Origin of the sequence: Pseudomonas sp. BIGb0164, from assembly GCF_024810135.1 — a bacterium.
In the GTDB taxonomy this organism is placed as follows: domain Bacteria; phylum Pseudomonadota; class Gammaproteobacteria; order Pseudomonadales; family Pseudomonadaceae; genus Aquipseudomonas.
In genome coordinates this window covers 623,817-638,100 of sequence record NZ_JANUEA010000004.1, presented here as the reverse complement: position 1 = coordinate 638,100, position 14,284 = coordinate 623,817, and the positions used below count along the sequence as shown (strand labels likewise).

The window sequence follows — 14,284 nt, the reverse complement described above, 5'->3', positions numbered from 1 at the left end:
GGTGTAATGATAATTGCTCTCAATAATGTATCTGAGCTTTTCATGGACACCGCGACTGACGGCCAGCAACAGCTTCACCTCCTGTACCGCGACCATCACGGCTGGCTGCAAGGCTGGTTGCGCCAGCGCCTGGGCGACCGCGAGCACGCCGCCGATGTGGCGCAGGACACGTTCCTGCGCCTGCTGGTGTCCGGGCGTTTTCCCGGTGACAAGGAAAGCCGCAGCTACCTGGTGCAGATCGCTCGCAACCTGGTGATCGACCAATGGCGGCGCCTGCGCATCGAGCGCGCCTACCTGGAAAGCATCGCGCACCTGCCGGAGCCGGAATCACCGTCCCTGGAAACCCGCGCGCTGATCCTCGAAACCCTGATGCAGATCGACGCCATGCTCGACCGCATGCCCGACAACGTGCGCCGTGCGTTCATGCTGTCGCAGTTCGAAGGCCTGAGCTACGCGCAGATCGCCGAGCGCCTGGGCGTCACCGTCAGTTCGGTGCAGAAGTACATGACCCGCGCCATCGTCGCCTGCTACCAGGTGGCCTACGCCGAATGAAACACGATGCGCCCATCGCCCCGGCCATTGTCGAGCAGGCCAGTGAGTGGCTGATGCTGCAATGGGGCGATGACCTGCACGGTGAGCAGCGCGAGGCCTTCGCCCAATGGCAGGCCGCCGACCCGGAACATCGCCGCGCCTGGCAGCGCCTTCAGCACCTGCAGCACACCCTCAGCGGCGTGCCGGCCGACAGTGCCCGTGCCGTGCTGCGTGACACCCCGGATACCCAGCGCCGGGCGGCCCTCAAGTTGCTCGGCGTGTTGCTGGTGGCAGGCGGCAGCGGTTACCTGGTGCCTCGTAGCGAACCTTGGCAAGCGGCGTTTGCCGATTACCACACCGCCACGGGCGAGATCCGCCAGTTCACCCTCAGCGACGGCACGCGCCTGGACCTCAACAGCGACAGTGCCGTGGACTTGCGCTTCAGTGCCCGTGAGCGCCGCATCCGCCTGATCCGTGGTGAGATCCTGCTGACCAGCGGCCACGACCCGTTGCGCCCGCTGATCGTCGAGACGCCGGCCGGTGATGTGCAGGCGCTGGGCACCCGTTTTTCCGTGCGTGAATTGCCTGACGGTAGCCGTGTCGATCTGTATGAAGGTCGCGTGCGCGTCACTCCGGCACAGGGCACTGCGGTGCAGATGAACCCGGGTGACAGCCTGTGGTTCAACCAACGGCAAAGCTCCGCGCTGCCTGCGGTCAACGCCAATGCCAGCAGTTGGACCGAGCACCGCCTGATCGCCGAGCGCCAGCCGTTGGGTGAGTTTGTGACGCAACTGGGTCGCTATCGCCCCGGTGTGTTGCGCTGCGATCCCGCCGTGGCCGGCCTGCTGCTCACCGGCGTGTTTCCGCTGAACGACACCGACGCCATCCTTGCGGCCCTGGCGCATTCGCTGCCTATCCACATACACAGCGTCACACGCTACTGGGTCACCCTCAAAGCCCGAGCCTGACCCCAACCCTACAAAATAATGTTGCGTCGCCTTGTCGGTTTTCCGTGTTCGTCCGGGATACCTCTTGAAAGCCAATCAAGAAGCGATCTCACGGGGAGTCCTGCAATGCCGCACCACCCAATCCAACCCTTGGCCCGCGCCCTGCGCCGTGGCGTGTTTGTCAGCCTGCTGGCTACGGTGCCGATGGTGCCGACGCAGGTTTACGCCGAACAAAGCGCTGAAGCGTTGCGCACCTACAGCATTGCTGCAGGCAGCCTCGACCAGGCGTTGAACCTCTTTGCCAGTACCTCGGGCATCTTGTTGTCGGTGGACGCAACGCTCACCGAAGGCAAGCGCAGCGCCGGCCTGAAAGGGCGCTATGCGATCGGGGCCGGCCTGGAGCGGTTGCTGGCGGGCAGTGGCTTGGTGGCCGTGCAATCCCCGGGCGGTTGGTCGGTGCAGGCGCTGACCGGTAACGGCCCGTTGCAGCTGGGCGCCACCCAGGTCAGTGGCCAACAAGTGCAGGAAAGCGCCTGGGGCCCGGTGGATGGCATCGTCGCCACACGCAGCGCCTCCGGTAGCAAGACCGATTCGGCGCTGGTGGAAATCCCCCAGACCATCAACGTGATCAGCGCCGCCGAGATCAAGGCACGCGGCGCCCAGAGCGTTACCCAGGCCTTGCTCTACACACCGGGCATGACGGCGGGTGGGTTCTCTGACCGGGTCAAATTATTCGATGAGCCGACCTCGCGCGGCTTCTCGCCCACGCCGCTGTACCTCGACGGCCTGCACCTGCCTTACGGCGGCGGCAGCACCGGGGGCGCGTTGCAGATCGAGCCGTACTCCCTGGAGCGCATCGAAGTGCTCAAAGGGCCCGCGTCGGTGTTGTACGGGCAGAACCAGCCAGGTGGCATCGTCAACATGGTCAGCAAGCGCCCCACCGAAACTCCGTTGCACCAGGTGGTGCTGGAAGCCGGCACCTATGAACACAAAAGCGCCGCCATCGACCTCGGCGGCCCGCTGGACGAGCAGGGGCAATTTCTCTACCGCCTCACCGGCCTGGCCAATGACGGGCAGGACGAAATCAACTACGTCGAGAACAAGCGCCAGTTCATCGCCCCCAGTTTTACCTGGCGGCCGAACGACGATACCCACCTGACCCTGTTCGCCCAGTACCAGAAAGACAAAGGCGTCCCCGAAGCCCAAGGCCTGCCGGCGTCCGGTACGTTGTGGAACAACCCCAACGGCAAGATCAAGCGCGACCTGTTTATCGGCGAGCCGGGCGTCAACCAGTACAACCGCGAGCAGTACGTGCTGGGCTATGAGGTGTCCCACCGTCTCAATGACACCTGGACCCTCAAGCAGAATGCGCGCTATGCCGAGGTCGACGACCGCTACACCGCGCCGTTGCACGGCTACGCTTTTGTCGCCAACCCGGTCACCGGCGTGCAGGACCAACGCTACCTGCAGCGCTATGCCGTGGACTGGGCGCAGAACAACAAAGTGTTCGGCGTGGACAGCATTGCCCAGGCTGAATTCGACACCGGCGCGCTGTCGCACATGATGATTTTCGGCCTGGATTACTACCATTCCGGCTCCTTGTTCCACGGGTTGTATGACCGCAACCCGCCGGTGATCGACCTGTTCAAGCCGGTCTACGGCCAGCGGATCAACTACGGCCAACCGTACCGTTGGGACCGCACCCTGAGCCAGACCGGCCTGTACGTGCAGGACCAGATCAAATGGGATAAGTGGGCGCTGGTCCTCGGCGGCCGCTATGACTGGGCCAGCGTGGTGAACAAGGAGCCGATCCAGGACACCCGCTTTGCCAGCAAGGACGAAGCCTTCACCGGGCGCGCAGGCTTGGTGTACCTGTTCGATAACGGTGTTGCACCCTTCATCAGCTACTCCGAATCCTTCCTGCCGTTGACGGGCACCGATGCCGGCAGCAAGCCGTTCGACCCCTCAACCGGCAAGCAATATGAAGTCGGTGTGAAGTACCAACCGCCCGGCCAGAAGAGTTTTGTGCAGGTGTCGGTCTACCAGCTCGATCAGGAAAACGTGCTCACCACCAACCCCACGAACCCCTTGTTCAGCTCTCAAAGCGGCGCCATGCGCTCGCGGGGCGTTGAGCTGGAAGCCAAGGCGGCGCTCAGCGACGCCTGGGACATCATCGCTTCGGCCGCCCGCAACGACATCAAATACACCAAGGACAACGACGGCCGAGAAGGCCGCCACCCGGCCGGCATCTCGCCGCTCACCGCCTCGATGTGGGTCAACTACACCGTGCTCGGCGACACCCCGCTGGCCGGCCTCGGTGCAGGCCTTGGCGTACGCTACGCCCGCCAGAGCCTGGGTGATTACTATGCCGGTGCCTTCACGGTGCCGTCCTACAGCGTCTACGACGCCAGCCTGAGCTACGACCTGAGCCGCTCGCCGCTCAAACTCAAGGGCGTGAAACTGGCGCTGAACGTGCAGAACCTGACGAACAAAACCTATGTGTCGCAATGCACCAGCGACCTGGATTGCTATTACGGGGAAGGGCGCACCGCCGTATCAAGCCTGACCTACGACTGGTGAGGGAAGCTTTACGTGCGCAGCAGCATGACGGTGGCGTCGTCATCTGTGGCATATCCGTGAAGGGTTTGCTCTCTGATGGCGCCAGCCTGGTGCTCGGCCGAGAGTTCGGCCCAGAAACCGTCAGTGGCCAGGACCCATGTTCTTTCTATGCTCGCCTGCAATGGTTGAACATGAGGCTCGTGGGGGCGACGACCGCTCATGCAGTTGAGCAGTCGTTTGCGGGCGGGGCTATTGGCTATAAATGAGTGGCTCAGGTCGCCTTTCCAATTTGGCCCACAGTGGGGGGCGCTTAGCCAGATCGTTCGTTGGTCTTTATCCAGGTATCCCAGGCAGCAGTCACCGGCGTGAATAGAAACCATCGATTGACCCACCACCAGCAATGCCAGATAGCTGGTGGAGGCAAAAGGGAAGTCCGGGCAAAGGTTTGAATGTACTGCATTGAGTGAGTCGAGAGTCAGTTTCAAGGCATTGTCGGGACAAGAAGCAACAGAGGATTCTGCGCGGGAAAAACACTCAAGCACGTGGTGAATCAGTGCCCGCGCGAGGTCACCGCTTCCTGGTTTTGAGGTGCCGTCGGCGATCACATACAGGCACGCGCCTGAATTGTGTGCCGAACCGCTCGCATCGCGGTTTTCTGTTCTGCCAACCCCTTGTCTGCTGAGGTTCAAGAGCAGAGTCAAACGGACACTCCGAATCCGATCAGCGCCCTCAATCGCTCGTGAATCAGCGTCTCACGGTCTGAGTCCTGGGCCGTGCTTTGAATGACGTCTCGAAACGCTGATAGCTTCAGCAGTGCCGAGAATTGCTCACTTACGAAGTGTCGCAATGGAATGGGGGCCCGTTTTACTTCTTCGATAAGTTCCTCTCTGCCGTCCAGCAAAGCGATGATGTCCTCAATGTCATTGGACATCAGGACATCTCCACATCCTCGACCCTGATAAGCCTGAAGCTTTGCGGCAAGAAACCAGGGTGCTGCGAATACCTTGATCGCTGTTCCGTTGGGTAGTGTGTAGTCGATGGCATTTTCCAGTCCGCCGACGAACCAGGTATTAGAGAATCCCAAGACCTTTTCATCGGTGGGCATGAAGTCGACTTTTAATGCGCCGAGCCTCAGGCGACAGGTGACTGAATCCTGACCGGTATTTTTGAAGCCTCTGGGTTTAAGGCTTTCTTCCAGTCGGTACCAGTCCGTGGTCCCCGTCAAATGAATGACCAAGTCCACATCGTCTGTGCCGCGAATCGACTCCAGAGTGTATTCGTCGGTGATGAGCAAAACAGTGGTGCAGCCGCCGACAAAGGCAATTTGCTTTCGCAGTGTCTCACCTAGCGCCTCGGCAACCTCCTCAAGCATCTGCAGCATCATTGTTCTGTTGGAGGTCACAAGATCCACTCCCGAAGCATCGCGTCAGCAATTTTTGTTTCGCGCGGGCCGCCAATGCGGATGGCGTCAACGAGAGCGAGGAAGTGGTAGAGAAGCTCGTCTTTTTTCACGGCGCCGGGAACGGTTCTGTAGAGAGGCGTGATTTCCTGTCCTTTGCTTTTTCCGTAGGCGTCCGGCCAGACGGGAATGAGATCGCCGCCACTTATGACCTTGCCTGCCAGGATCGGCGCGGCGAAAGCCGTCGGAATACCCCGCACGATAGGGCCTGGTTTAACCGGGAAAATATAGCGAATGCTGTAGGTGACCAGGTCAAGCAGCGCTTTGTTTCTTACCAGAGGTAGGCCGTCAGTGTGATTCGTGTAAATCAATCCAATGTCCCTGCAGCGATTCAGGGACGAAGAAACTTCGGTTTTGCTAAGACCCAGTGCAGAAGACAACGCCCTCACCGAGTAATTGTGTGGGCTGCTTTTTTCGGAGTCTTCATCAACTTCATCCCAGCCCCGCCAGTCATCAAATGAGGAAAGTAGAATGGTCTCGAAATTTTGAATGTATTCCGGAAGACTTTGAAACCCGAGGGACGCGTTCTCTTTTTCAACAGAGAACTCTCGCTTTTTCACGCGCTCCCCTTTGGCTTGGAGCTCCAGGCTTATTAATTTGAATAGGACCACGATGTCTTGACTTTTCATGGGGCTCCAAAGGTAAGTGTCCTCTGTCCGCGGACAGAGGACACTTTCTTGCATAGAGTTGACATAAATGTCAACGATTCTGCAAAAACACCACATACCCCCGAAACCACTCACTTCCCTTCAAGTACCTCGGCTCCTCCCAAGCACCTCCCTGGATCAACCCGATCTTGAACGGCAAACCCAGCCGGTTCATCCGTGGCAAATACGCCGCGTAGTCCGGGATGCTGTGCCGCCCTTGATAAGTCTGCACCACCACTTCATCCACCACACCTTTGAGCTGGGCGATGGCGGCGGGGTCGGCGTTGCTGCTCCAGTCCATCAGGCCGGTGATACTCAGGCGCAGGTCAGCGGGCAGGCGTTGGCGCAGGTCGCGCAGGAAGTCGGCGTACTCATGCAGGTATTGGGTGCGGGCGTCGAAGTCGATCTGGATGCCGACCACCGGGTTGCCCGCATCACGCCAGCGTTGCACCTGGCCGAGCAGTTGGGTGTAGACCCGTTCGGGCCAGTGCAGCGTGTGGGCGCGGTACACCACCCAGACTTCACCACGGGTGAGGCGCGGCACGCTCATGCCTTGGGCGATGAGCTGAACACCACGCGCCGGCGCCCGGCGCGTGGAGTTGATCTGGCCCTGAAGGATGTACAGGGTGTTGGCCTGCTTGAGCACCGGCTGGGGCGTCACGCCGCTCCACAGCCAGAAGGCGTCATAGTCTTGAGCGTCGACGGCGCCGAAAGCCGGGCTTGCCATCAAGAGCAAGCCCAGCCACAGGCGCCTCACCAGTAGTACTGCAGCGATTTGCCCCACTGGGTATCGGCAAAACCGCTCTTGAGTTGGCGGAACCAGGCTTTACGCACGGCCGGCTCAACATCAACGCCGCCGCAACTGTTATAGCCGGCCGGTGCGTAGCAATTGATGGCGCGGAACAGCGCGTAGGCCTTGTCGTTCTTCGGCGCCTTGGCATTGGCGATCACCTGCTTGTAGCCATCAAGCCGCGAGAAGGTTTCACCCTTGAACTGCGAGGCGGTACTGCCCAGGCTGCCCGCTGCACGGGCTTGCTCCAGCGGCATGCCATCCAGGTTGTTGCGCAGGATGAACTCACCCAGGCAGTTCAGCGCCTGCGGGTGCTTGCCGTCGGCCTGCAAGGTGGCGGCAGTGTGCGCGATGCTCGGGCAGGCGTAGCCGGACTCGGCCTTGTCGCCATTCCACTGGAACAGCTTCAAGGTCTGGCTGGCGCTGTAGATGTAACCCAGGCTGGTGCCCAACTTGTCCTCGGGGGCCGAGGCGGGCAGTTGCTTGAGGTCGTCGGCGAACGTCGCGTACTGGCCGCGCAGCAAGTCTTTATAGAGCAGCACGAACTGGGCGGTCTCGCGCTCCACCGGGTCGCTGGCCTTGGCGATCTGTTGGCGCAGCAGGTCGGGCCCTGCGATGTTGCGCAGCAGGATGTAACGCACCTGCTTGGCGCCGATCGGCGAGTCGGCGGCAAACACCTTGGCCAACTGGCCGCTGCGCTCGTAGTTCATCGCCAAGGCTAATTCCAACTGGTCGCGTTGTAGTGGCAGCTTCGCCAGCGGTAGCAGTTGCAGCCACAAGGCCTCGGCACCTTTCCAATCTTGCTTGGCTTCCAGGGCCAGGGCGCGCAGGGTCTGCTGACTGAAGGCGAAGTAATTCAGGCTCGACGGCACGCTCTGCGGCAACAGCTTGAGGGCGGCGTCGGGCTGCTGCTCGGTGTACAGCGCATTCACGGCCAGCAAGTAGTCATAGAGTTCAGGCTCGCTGGCGAACACCGCTTTCTGCTTCTCGATGTCTGCCCGGCTGAGGGTCGGCTGGTTGCCACCGCGCATCACCATCAGGTCGCTGACCAATTGGATCATCGGCGAGTTGACGGTCTCGCTGTTGACCATCAGCAGCTTGAGGTCAGCCTCTTCCACCAGTTCATTCACCGACACGTTGCGCTGTGCATCGGTCGCCTGGGTCAGTTGCCAGGCGAACGCGTCGGCCAGCTTGCTATTGTCGTTGGCCAGCCAATACACCCGGCGCAACAGGCCCCGTGCGGAGGTGCTGTAGGTGCCCTGTGGATAAGCCTTCAGGTAGCTGTCGAAACCTTGCTCGGCCTCGGCCAGGGCGGACTTGTCCACACGGTCCAGGTGCGGCATGCCATCTTCGTCGTAGGCGTTGGCCTGGGCCTGATTGAGTGCGGTGCGCGCGGTCATGTATTGCGCGGTTTCCTTCAGCCATGGCAAAGCGCTTTTGCCGGCCGCCGTGAAGCCGATGGACGCCTCGGCGAAGCGCCCGCTGTAGAAATCGGCGGCCGCTTGCAGGTAGGCCAGAAGCAACTGGCCGTCAGCGGACTGGAGCTGCTGCGGGTCCGCCACCACCGGGCCGTCCCAGTCGCAGGTGCTCAGCAGTTGCAGGCGTGCCTTGACCAGCAGCTCGCGCTCGGGCGCGGGCATGTCGGCTTTCACCACCTGGCTGATGAACGCGGTGGCGCTGTCATCGTCGTTGCTGCGGCAGCGGCTGCCTTCGCCATTGAGGAAGGCTTCGCCGGCGGTTTTGTACTCGTCGCGCTTGATGCCCAGCGGGCCGAGCAAGGTATCGAGTTCAGCGGTGCGCGAATCGTCGGGGCCGTTATCAGGCTCGGTGGTGCTGTCGGCCCGTGGCGCCAGGCGATACACCGGGAACGGCACCGGGCCGAAGCCTTGGGCCAGGTCATCGTCATTCAGGGCGTCGGGGGTCAGGGGCGCGGATTTTTTATCGGCCAGCAACAGGCGCAGGTTCACCCGGCTGTCATTGCCCGGGCTCAGGAAGGGCAGGTTGCTGCAGGTGTCCAGGCTGCTGCGCGACACCCGCCAATCGGGGTAACACGAGTCGTCGGAACTGGCCTGGGCCTGCAGGGAAGCGCCGGCCAGCAGGGCCAGTGCCAGGGGTGACAGAAAACCGATGCGCATGACGTGTCCTTGATCCTGAGTCCTTGGAGGAGGGCAATCATAGCTTGAACCGACATCGGCTTCGGTGAAGGCCTACGCAAAATGCTGATTTGTCCGATTTTTAGTAGTGGCAATTTACCCTCTCTGCCCTAGACTGCGGACATCGTCAGGGAGGTCGATCGTATGAAGCTGTTACGTGGATGGGTGTTCGGATTTTCCTGCTGGATCGGCATTGCACCGTTGGCCCTGGCCCAGGATCCGTTGCTGGATCAGCCGGCCGCCGCCGCAGCCAGCGCCAGCAGCGAGGCCCGTGGCGTATTGCGCGCCCGCGACCAGGCGATGCTGGCCAGCGAGCTGTCGGGGCGCATCGTCGAGCTGCCGTTCAGCGAGGGCGAGTCGTTCAAGAAGGGCGACACCCTGGCGCGTTTTGACTGCTCGGCCTACCAGGCCCAGCTCAACGCCGCCCAAGCCGCCAGCCGTGGCGCCGGTGAAGAGCTGGCCCACAACAAGCAATTGGCGGCGCTCAATTCCGTCGGGCGTTTTGAAGTGGCCCGCGCCGAAGCCAAGCTCACCGAAACCCAAGCCCAATCCCAGGTGTATCAGGTGCAGGTCAAACGCTGCAGCGTGCTGGCGCCGTATGACGGCCAGGTGGTGCAGCGCAAGGTCCAGCGCTACGAGAGCGTGTCGGCGGGCGCGCCGCTGCTGGAAATCGTCGACAACCGCAGCCTGGAAATCCACCTGTTGGTGCCGTCGCGCTGGATGGACAAACTCAAGCCCGGCCAGACCTTCAACTTCACCCCCGACGAGACCGGCCAGGCGTTCAGCGCCACGGTCAAGCGCCTCGGCGCGCGTATCGATGAGGGCAGCCAGACGCTGCTGTTGGTCGCCACCCTGCCCAATGCCACGGGCTTGATGGCCGGCATGAGCGGCACCGCGCACTTTGCTCAACTGCAATGAACGCACCGATGCCGGGCAACACCGAGCGGGTGTTCGCGCAGTTCCTCGACCTTGAGCGCCAGACCCGCGCCGCGCGCACCACCGAGCAACTGGCCTACAGCCTGGTCAACGATGGGCAGCCGCTGTTCGGCTATCGCCATGCCGCACTGCTGATCGCCGGCAAGGTGCAGGCTGTCACAGCGGTAAGCAGTGTCGACCCGAACGCGCCGTTCGTGGCATTTGTCGAACAGGCGGTGGCGCAGTTGCACAGCCAAGGGTTGGGCGAGACGGCGCGGGTGGTGCCCGCCGAGCAACTGAGCGACGCGGTGCAGGCCGATTGGCAGAGTTTGTCGGCTGCCCATGTGTTCTGGCTGCCGATGATCGACCCGCAAGGTCAAGTGTTCGGCGGCCTGTGGCTGGCACGGGATACGCCGTGGAACCCTGCCGAGCAAGTATTGCTTTCGCAATTAGGCGGCACTTACAGCCATGCCTGGCATGCACTGCAACCGCGCCGGCCATGGCGCTTGCGCCTGACGCGCAAACGCCAGGTGCTGGTGGTGGTCGCGTTGCTGTTGATGCTGCTGATTCCGGTGCGCCAGTCGGTATTGGCGCCGGCCGAAGTGGTGCCGCTGGCCGGGCAAGTGGTGGCAGCACCGCTGGATGGGGTGATCGCCGAGTTCCTGGTCAAACCCAATCAGACGGTGAAAACCGGCGACCTGCTGCTGCGCTTTGAAAGCACCACCCTCACGGCCCAGGCCGATGTGGCGGCGCGCGCCCTGGGCGTGGCGGAAGCCGAACTCAAGGCCAACGCCCAGCGAGCGTTCGCCGATGCCGAATCGAGTTCGCGCATCGACCTGCTGGCCGCCCGCGTCGAGCAAAAACGCGCCGAACGCGACTACGCTCGTGAACTGCTCAAGCGCAGCGAAGTGCGCGCCGAGCGCGACGGTATTGCGGTCTTCGCCGACGCCGAGCGCTGGACCGGTAAACCGGTGCAAACCGGTGAGCGCCTGCTGCAGATCGCCGACCCTGGCCAGGCCGAGCTGCGCATCGAACTGGCCGTGGGTGATGCGATTGCCCTGGCGCCCAACGCCCAGGTCGCGCTATTTCTCGACAGCGACCCCTTGCAACGCTACCTGGCCACCCTGCAACGCGCGGCCTACGAGGCGCAGCCCACGCCGGGCGGCCAATTGGCTTACCGCCTGGATGCGCAGTTCGATGCCGCATCGCCCCGTATCGGCTTGCGTGGTACGGCGAAGATCTACGGTGAGCGTGCACCGCTGGCGCTGTACCTGTTGCGCCGGCCGCTGGCGGGCCTGCGCCAGAGCGTTGGCCTCTGATGAGCCTGCCCCCGCTGCGCGACGACCTGCAACTGTCCAGCAGTGGGCCGGCATTGGATGGTTCGCCTCGCTGGACCCTGGCTGACCCGGTACGCGGGCGCTATTTCAAATTGGGCGCCACGGCTATTCGCTTGTTGCGCCACTGGTCCCTGGGGGATCCGGCAAAAGTCCTGCAAGCCGCCAACCGCGAGCCGGGTTTGCCGTTGGGCGGTGCCGAGGTGGAAGAGTTGCTGTGCTTCTTGCGCGCCCACGACCTGATCGCCGCTCTCGACCCGGAGCAACGCGCCAGCTATCTCTACAAATCCGCCGCCCAGAAGCAAAGCCTGTGGCAGGTGCTGCTGCATCAATACCTGTTTTTCCGCATCCCGCTGTGGCGGCCGGATGCATTCCTCAACCGCGCCTGGCCATGGCTGGCGCGCTTCGGCCCGGGGTTGTTGCGCTACGGTTTGCCCATTGTGTTGGGGCTGGGCGTGTTCCTGGTGGCGCGGGACTGGCAGCGCTTCCTGGCGACGTTTCCGCACCTGTTCAGCCTGGGAGGCGTTCTCGCATTTGGCGTGGCGCTGTTCTTTGCCAAGCTGTGCCATGAGTTCGGCCACGCGTTCATGGCCAAGCGCGCCGGTTGTCGCGTGCAGAGCATGGGGGTGGCGTTCATGGTGTTGCTGCCGATGTTCTACACCGATGTGAGCGACGCTTGGCGGGTCAATGATCGCCGGGCGCGGTTGATGATCGGTGCCGGTGGCGTGATGGCCGAACTGCTGCTGGCATGCGTGGCGTTGCTGGCGTGGTCGCTGTTGCCGGACGGCCCCGCGCGTACCGCCGCGTTCATGTTGGCCAGTGCGACGTGGTTGACGACGCTGGCGATCAACCTCAACCCGTTCATGCGTTTTGATGGTTACTTTTTGATCAGCGACTTATGGGGCGTCGACAATTTGCAAGGCCGCGCCTTTGCCCTGTGCCGCTGGCGCCTGCGCGAGGCGCTGTTCGGTTATGGCGAGCCGGCGCCGGAGTCCTGGTCGCCGGTGATGCAGCGGCGGCTGTTGTGGTGGGGCTACCTGTCGTGGTTGTGGCGCGCGGCGTTGTTTCTGGGGATTGCGCTGGCGGTGTATCACCTGTTCTTCAAGTTGCTGGGGATCTTCCTCATGTTGGTGGAACTGGTGTGGTTCATCTTCCTGCCCATCTGCAAGGAATGGCGCGAATGGTGGGGTCGTCGCAGCCAGGCCCACACGCCCCGGGCGCTGCTCAGCGGCCTGGGCCTGGCGTTGATCGTGCTGGTGTTGGTGGTGCCATGGCGCAGCGCGGTGGAATTGCCCGCCATGCTCGAAGCCGGGCGGGCCAGTGCGTTGCATGCGCCGGTGGCGGCGCGGGTCAAACAATTGCGGGTGGTGGATGGCCAGGTGGTGACCCAGGGCCAGGTGCTGGTGGAGCTGGAGTCGCCGGACCTGGACGCCCGGCAAAGCATCGTGCGCCGTGAAGTGGAGATTCTGCAGCTGCAGATGCGCCGCCAGGCTGGGCGCAGCGAAACGGCGGCAGACGCCGGCATCAACGATCAACGCTTGTCCCAGGCCCTCGCCGAATACCGTGGGCTGGCCGCTCAGCGTGAGCGCCTGTTGTTGCGCGCGCCCCACGCGGGCACCGTGCGCGATGTGTTGCCGCAATTGAGCGTGGGCCGCTGGCTGTCGCCCAAGGACGCGCTGGCGCAAGTGGTGGAAGACGGCGCGCGCCTGCGCGGTTACCTGGCCGAAGCGGAACTGTGGCGGGTTGCGTCGGGGGCGACCGGGCGGTTTATCGCCGATGACCCGATGCACGCCGCCATCGCCGTGGAGTTGACCGATATCGATGCCAACGGCGTGGCCTATCTGGACCAGGAGGCGCTGACATCCGATCACCACGGGCCGATTGCCGTGCGCCGTGATGAAAACCAGCGCCCGGAGCCGGTGCAGGCCCAATACGGCGCGCGGTTGAAAAGTGTGCAAACAATCGAAACCCCACACCAACCGTTGCGCGGCGTGGTGGTGCTGCAAGGGCGCAGCGAGTCGGTGCTGGGTGTGGCCTGGCGACGGGCAGCAGCATTGGGGGTTCGGGAAAGCGGGTTCTGACAGGAGTTGAACGCGATGATGAACAAGGAGGGCGCGTTGGCGCTGGGGTTGGAGATGCGCCCGTCACGGGCGAGTGATCAGCCGTTTTTGCACAGTTTGTACCGCTCGGCGCGGGCGGATTTGCAGTGGATCGATGGCGAGCAGGGCCTGGTGGACGAGGTGATCAGCCAGCAGTTCCAGGTTCAGGAAGCCGGCATGGACACGCATTTTCCCGGCGCCCTGCATTACGTGATCGAAAAGCTCGGCACGCCCATCGGCGCCTTGAGTGCAGACTTCGGCCCCAATGAAATCCGCGTGTTGTACCTGGCGTTTATCCCCGCCGCTCGTGGCCAGGGTTTTGGCCGTGCGGTGCTCAAAGGGGTGCAGCAAGCCGCCACGCAGGTGTTCTGCCCGGTGGCCACGGTGGTGTGGGCCAGTAACCCCCAGGCGCGCCAGCATTACCTGGCGCTGGGGTTTCGGGTGGAAGAGCAGACACCCGCCGCACAGCGGTTGGTGTGGTACCCGCCTCAGTTGAACACGATGCAGAAATAACCGCGCTCGCTGTCGCGGCCCATGGCGGGCTCGCGAGACACGAACACCTGTTCCAGGGAAGCCCCGGGCAGTGGCAAGCGGCATAAACCATCGACGAAGTCCGTCGGGCTGAGGCTGTTGAGTTGCACACTGAACGCTCCACGAGTGGCGCCGGGCATAGTGGCGTCTGGCGTTTCGCGCAGGCTTTGCACCTGGATCGGCAGCGCCGAGCCGTCCGGCAGGTACAGCACGCTGGTGCGCGTGAGCAACGGTCGAAAGTGTTCGAGAGTAACCAGGTTCAGCATGGGAAGGCTCCACGTCAGAGGTGCCGAGGCCCGCGAGCCTCGGCCAAGGCAGT

General features: G+C 62.9%; 13 protein-coding genes. 7 read left to right on the top strand and 6 right to left on the bottom strand.

The genetic code is table 11. The features are described from left to right. Nucleotides 1-42 precede the first annotated feature (42 nt). The 3 genes from M2394_RS14165 to M2394_RS14155 all read left to right on the top strand — a co-directional run bounded on the left by M2394_RS14165 (nt 43) and on the right by M2394_RS14155 (nt 4,058). Nucleotides 43-552, top strand: coding sequence for a sigma-70 family RNA polymerase sigma factor (locus tag M2394_RS14165; RefSeq protein ID WP_178925858.1), 510 nt, complete (start codon nt 43-45; stop codon nt 550-552). Further along, nucleotides 549-1,499, top strand: a complete 951-nt coding sequence (locus M2394_RS14160) for a FecR domain-containing protein (RefSeq protein ID WP_259172882.1) — start codon at nt 549-551, stop codon at nt 1,497-1,499. Before M2394_RS14165 ends, M2394_RS14160 begins: the two co-directional genes overlap by 4 nt. 105 nt (nt 1,500-1,604) lie before the next feature. After that, nucleotides 1,605-4,058, top strand: coding sequence for a TonB-dependent siderophore receptor (locus tag M2394_RS14155; RefSeq protein WP_259172881.1), 2,454 nt, complete (start codon nt 1,605-1,607; stop codon nt 4,056-4,058). 8 nt (nt 4,059-4,066) lie between these two features. Here M2394_RS14155 and M2394_RS14150 read toward each other — a convergent pair whose 3' ends face one another. The 5 genes from M2394_RS14150 to M2394_RS14130 all read right to left on the bottom strand — a co-directional run bounded on the left by M2394_RS14150 (nt 4,067) and on the right by M2394_RS14130 (nt 9,068). Continuing rightward, nucleotides 4,067-4,738 (bottom strand): protein phosphatase 2C family protein, encoded by a 672-nt coding sequence (locus M2394_RS14150; protein WP_259172880.1) that lies wholly within the window; start codon nt 4,736-4,738, stop codon nt 4,067-4,069. Continuing rightward, nucleotides 4,735-5,421 (bottom strand): hypothetical protein, encoded by a 687-nt coding sequence (locus M2394_RS14145; protein ID WP_259172910.1) that lies wholly within the window; start codon nt 5,419-5,421, stop codon nt 4,735-4,737. The genes M2394_RS14150 and M2394_RS14145 overlap by 4 nt, the downstream gene beginning before the upstream one ends. 14 nt (nt 5,422-5,435) lie before the next feature. Beyond that, on the bottom strand, nt 5,436-6,125 hold the full coding sequence (locus tag M2394_RS14140) for a hypothetical protein (protein ID WP_259172879.1): 690 nt from the start codon (nt 6,123-6,125) through the stop codon (nt 5,436-5,438). 70 nt (nt 6,126-6,195) lie between these two features. Continuing rightward, the gene (locus tag M2394_RS14135) at nt 6,196-6,900 is read right to left on the bottom strand and encodes a DUF3142 domain-containing protein (protein ID WP_259172878.1); all 705 of its coding nucleotides are present in this window, start codon (nt 6,898-6,900) and stop codon (nt 6,196-6,198) included. Continuing rightward, nucleotides 6,897-9,068 carry an outer membrane assembly lipoprotein YfiO gene (locus M2394_RS14130; protein ID WP_259172877.1) on the bottom strand — a complete coding sequence of 724 codons (2,172 nt, stop codon included), beginning with the start codon at nt 9,066-9,068 and terminating at the stop codon, nt 6,897-6,899. The genes M2394_RS14135 and M2394_RS14130 overlap by 4 nt, the downstream gene beginning before the upstream one ends. Nucleotides 9,069-9,230: 162 nt before the next feature. Between M2394_RS14130 and M2394_RS14125 the strand changes: the two genes are divergently transcribed. From M2394_RS14125 to M2394_RS14110, 4 genes are read left to right on the top strand one after another with little or no spacing between them, the layout of a single operon-like run. Continuing rightward, the gene (locus M2394_RS14125) at nt 9,231-10,004 is read left to right on the top strand and encodes an efflux RND transporter periplasmic adaptor subunit (RefSeq protein WP_178925865.1); all 774 of its coding nucleotides are present in this window, start codon (nt 9,231-9,233) and stop codon (nt 10,002-10,004) included. Continuing rightward, complete coding sequence (locus M2394_RS14120; RefSeq protein WP_259172876.1) at nt 10,001-11,320, top strand: efflux RND transporter periplasmic adaptor subunit; 1,320 nt, start codon at nt 10,001-10,003, stop codon at nt 11,318-11,320. The genes M2394_RS14125 and M2394_RS14120 overlap by 4 nt, the downstream gene beginning before the upstream one ends. Beyond that, nucleotides 11,320-13,416: a biotin/lipoyl-binding protein gene (locus M2394_RS14115; protein WP_259172875.1), complete on the top strand. Its 2,097-nt coding sequence runs from the start codon at nt 11,320-11,322 to the stop codon at nt 13,414-13,416. Before M2394_RS14120 ends, M2394_RS14115 begins: the two co-directional genes overlap by 1 nt. Nucleotides 13,417-13,431: 15 nt before the next feature. Further along, nucleotides 13,432-13,947, top strand: coding sequence for a GNAT family N-acetyltransferase (locus M2394_RS14110; protein ID WP_259172874.1), 516 nt, complete (start codon nt 13,432-13,434; stop codon nt 13,945-13,947). On the opposite strand, the gene M2394_RS14105 is transcribed toward M2394_RS14110, so the two are convergent. Beyond that, on the bottom strand, nt 13,923-14,231 hold the full coding sequence (locus M2394_RS14105) for a hypothetical protein (protein WP_259172873.1): 309 nt from the start codon (nt 14,229-14,231) through the stop codon (nt 13,923-13,925). The two genes, M2394_RS14110 and M2394_RS14105, sit on opposite strands and share 25 nt — an antisense overlap. Nucleotides 14,232-14,284 lie beyond the last annotated feature (53 nt).

What these genes read in the sequence shown, in the direction of transcription:
- M2394_RS14160 (WP_259172882.1), top strand. Translation starts at nt 549, where the DNA reads ATGAAACACGATGCGCCCATCGCCCCGGCCATTGTCGAGCAGGCCAGT.
- M2394_RS14110 (WP_259172874.1), top strand. Translation starts at nt 13,432, where the DNA reads ATGATGAACAAGGAGGGCGCGTTGGCGCTGGGGTTGGAGATGCGCCCG.
- M2394_RS14165 (WP_178925858.1), top strand. Translation starts at nt 43, where the DNA reads ATGGACACCGCGACTGACGGCCAGCAACAGCTTCACCTCCTGTACCGC.
- M2394_RS14140 (WP_259172879.1), bottom strand. Translation starts at nt 6,125, where the DNA reads ATGAAAAGTCAAGACATCGTGGTCCTATTCAAATTAATAAGCCTGGAG.
- M2394_RS14155 (WP_259172881.1), top strand. Translation starts at nt 1,605, where the DNA reads ATGCCGCACCACCCAATCCAACCCTTGGCCCGCGCCCTGCGCCGTGGC.
- M2394_RS14130 (WP_259172877.1), bottom strand. Translation starts at nt 9,068, where the DNA reads ATGCGCATCGGTTTTCTGTCACCCCTGGCACTGGCCCTGCTGGCCGGC.
- M2394_RS14115 (WP_259172875.1), top strand. Translation starts at nt 11,320, where the DNA reads ATGAGCCTGCCCCCGCTGCGCGACGACCTGCAACTGTCCAGCAGTGGG.
- M2394_RS14105 (WP_259172873.1), bottom strand. Translation starts at nt 14,231, where the DNA reads ATGCTGAACCTGGTTACTCTCGAACACTTTCGACCGTTGCTCACGCGC.
- M2394_RS14125 (WP_178925865.1), top strand. Translation starts at nt 9,231, where the DNA reads ATGAAGCTGTTACGTGGATGGGTGTTCGGATTTTCCTGCTGGATCGGC.
- M2394_RS14145 (WP_259172910.1), bottom strand. Translation starts at nt 5,421, where the DNA reads ATGATGCTGCAGATGCTTGAGGAGGTTGCCGAGGCGCTAGGTGAGACA.
- M2394_RS14120 (WP_259172876.1), top strand. Translation starts at nt 10,001, where the DNA reads ATGAACGCACCGATGCCGGGCAACACCGAGCGGGTGTTCGCGCAGTTC.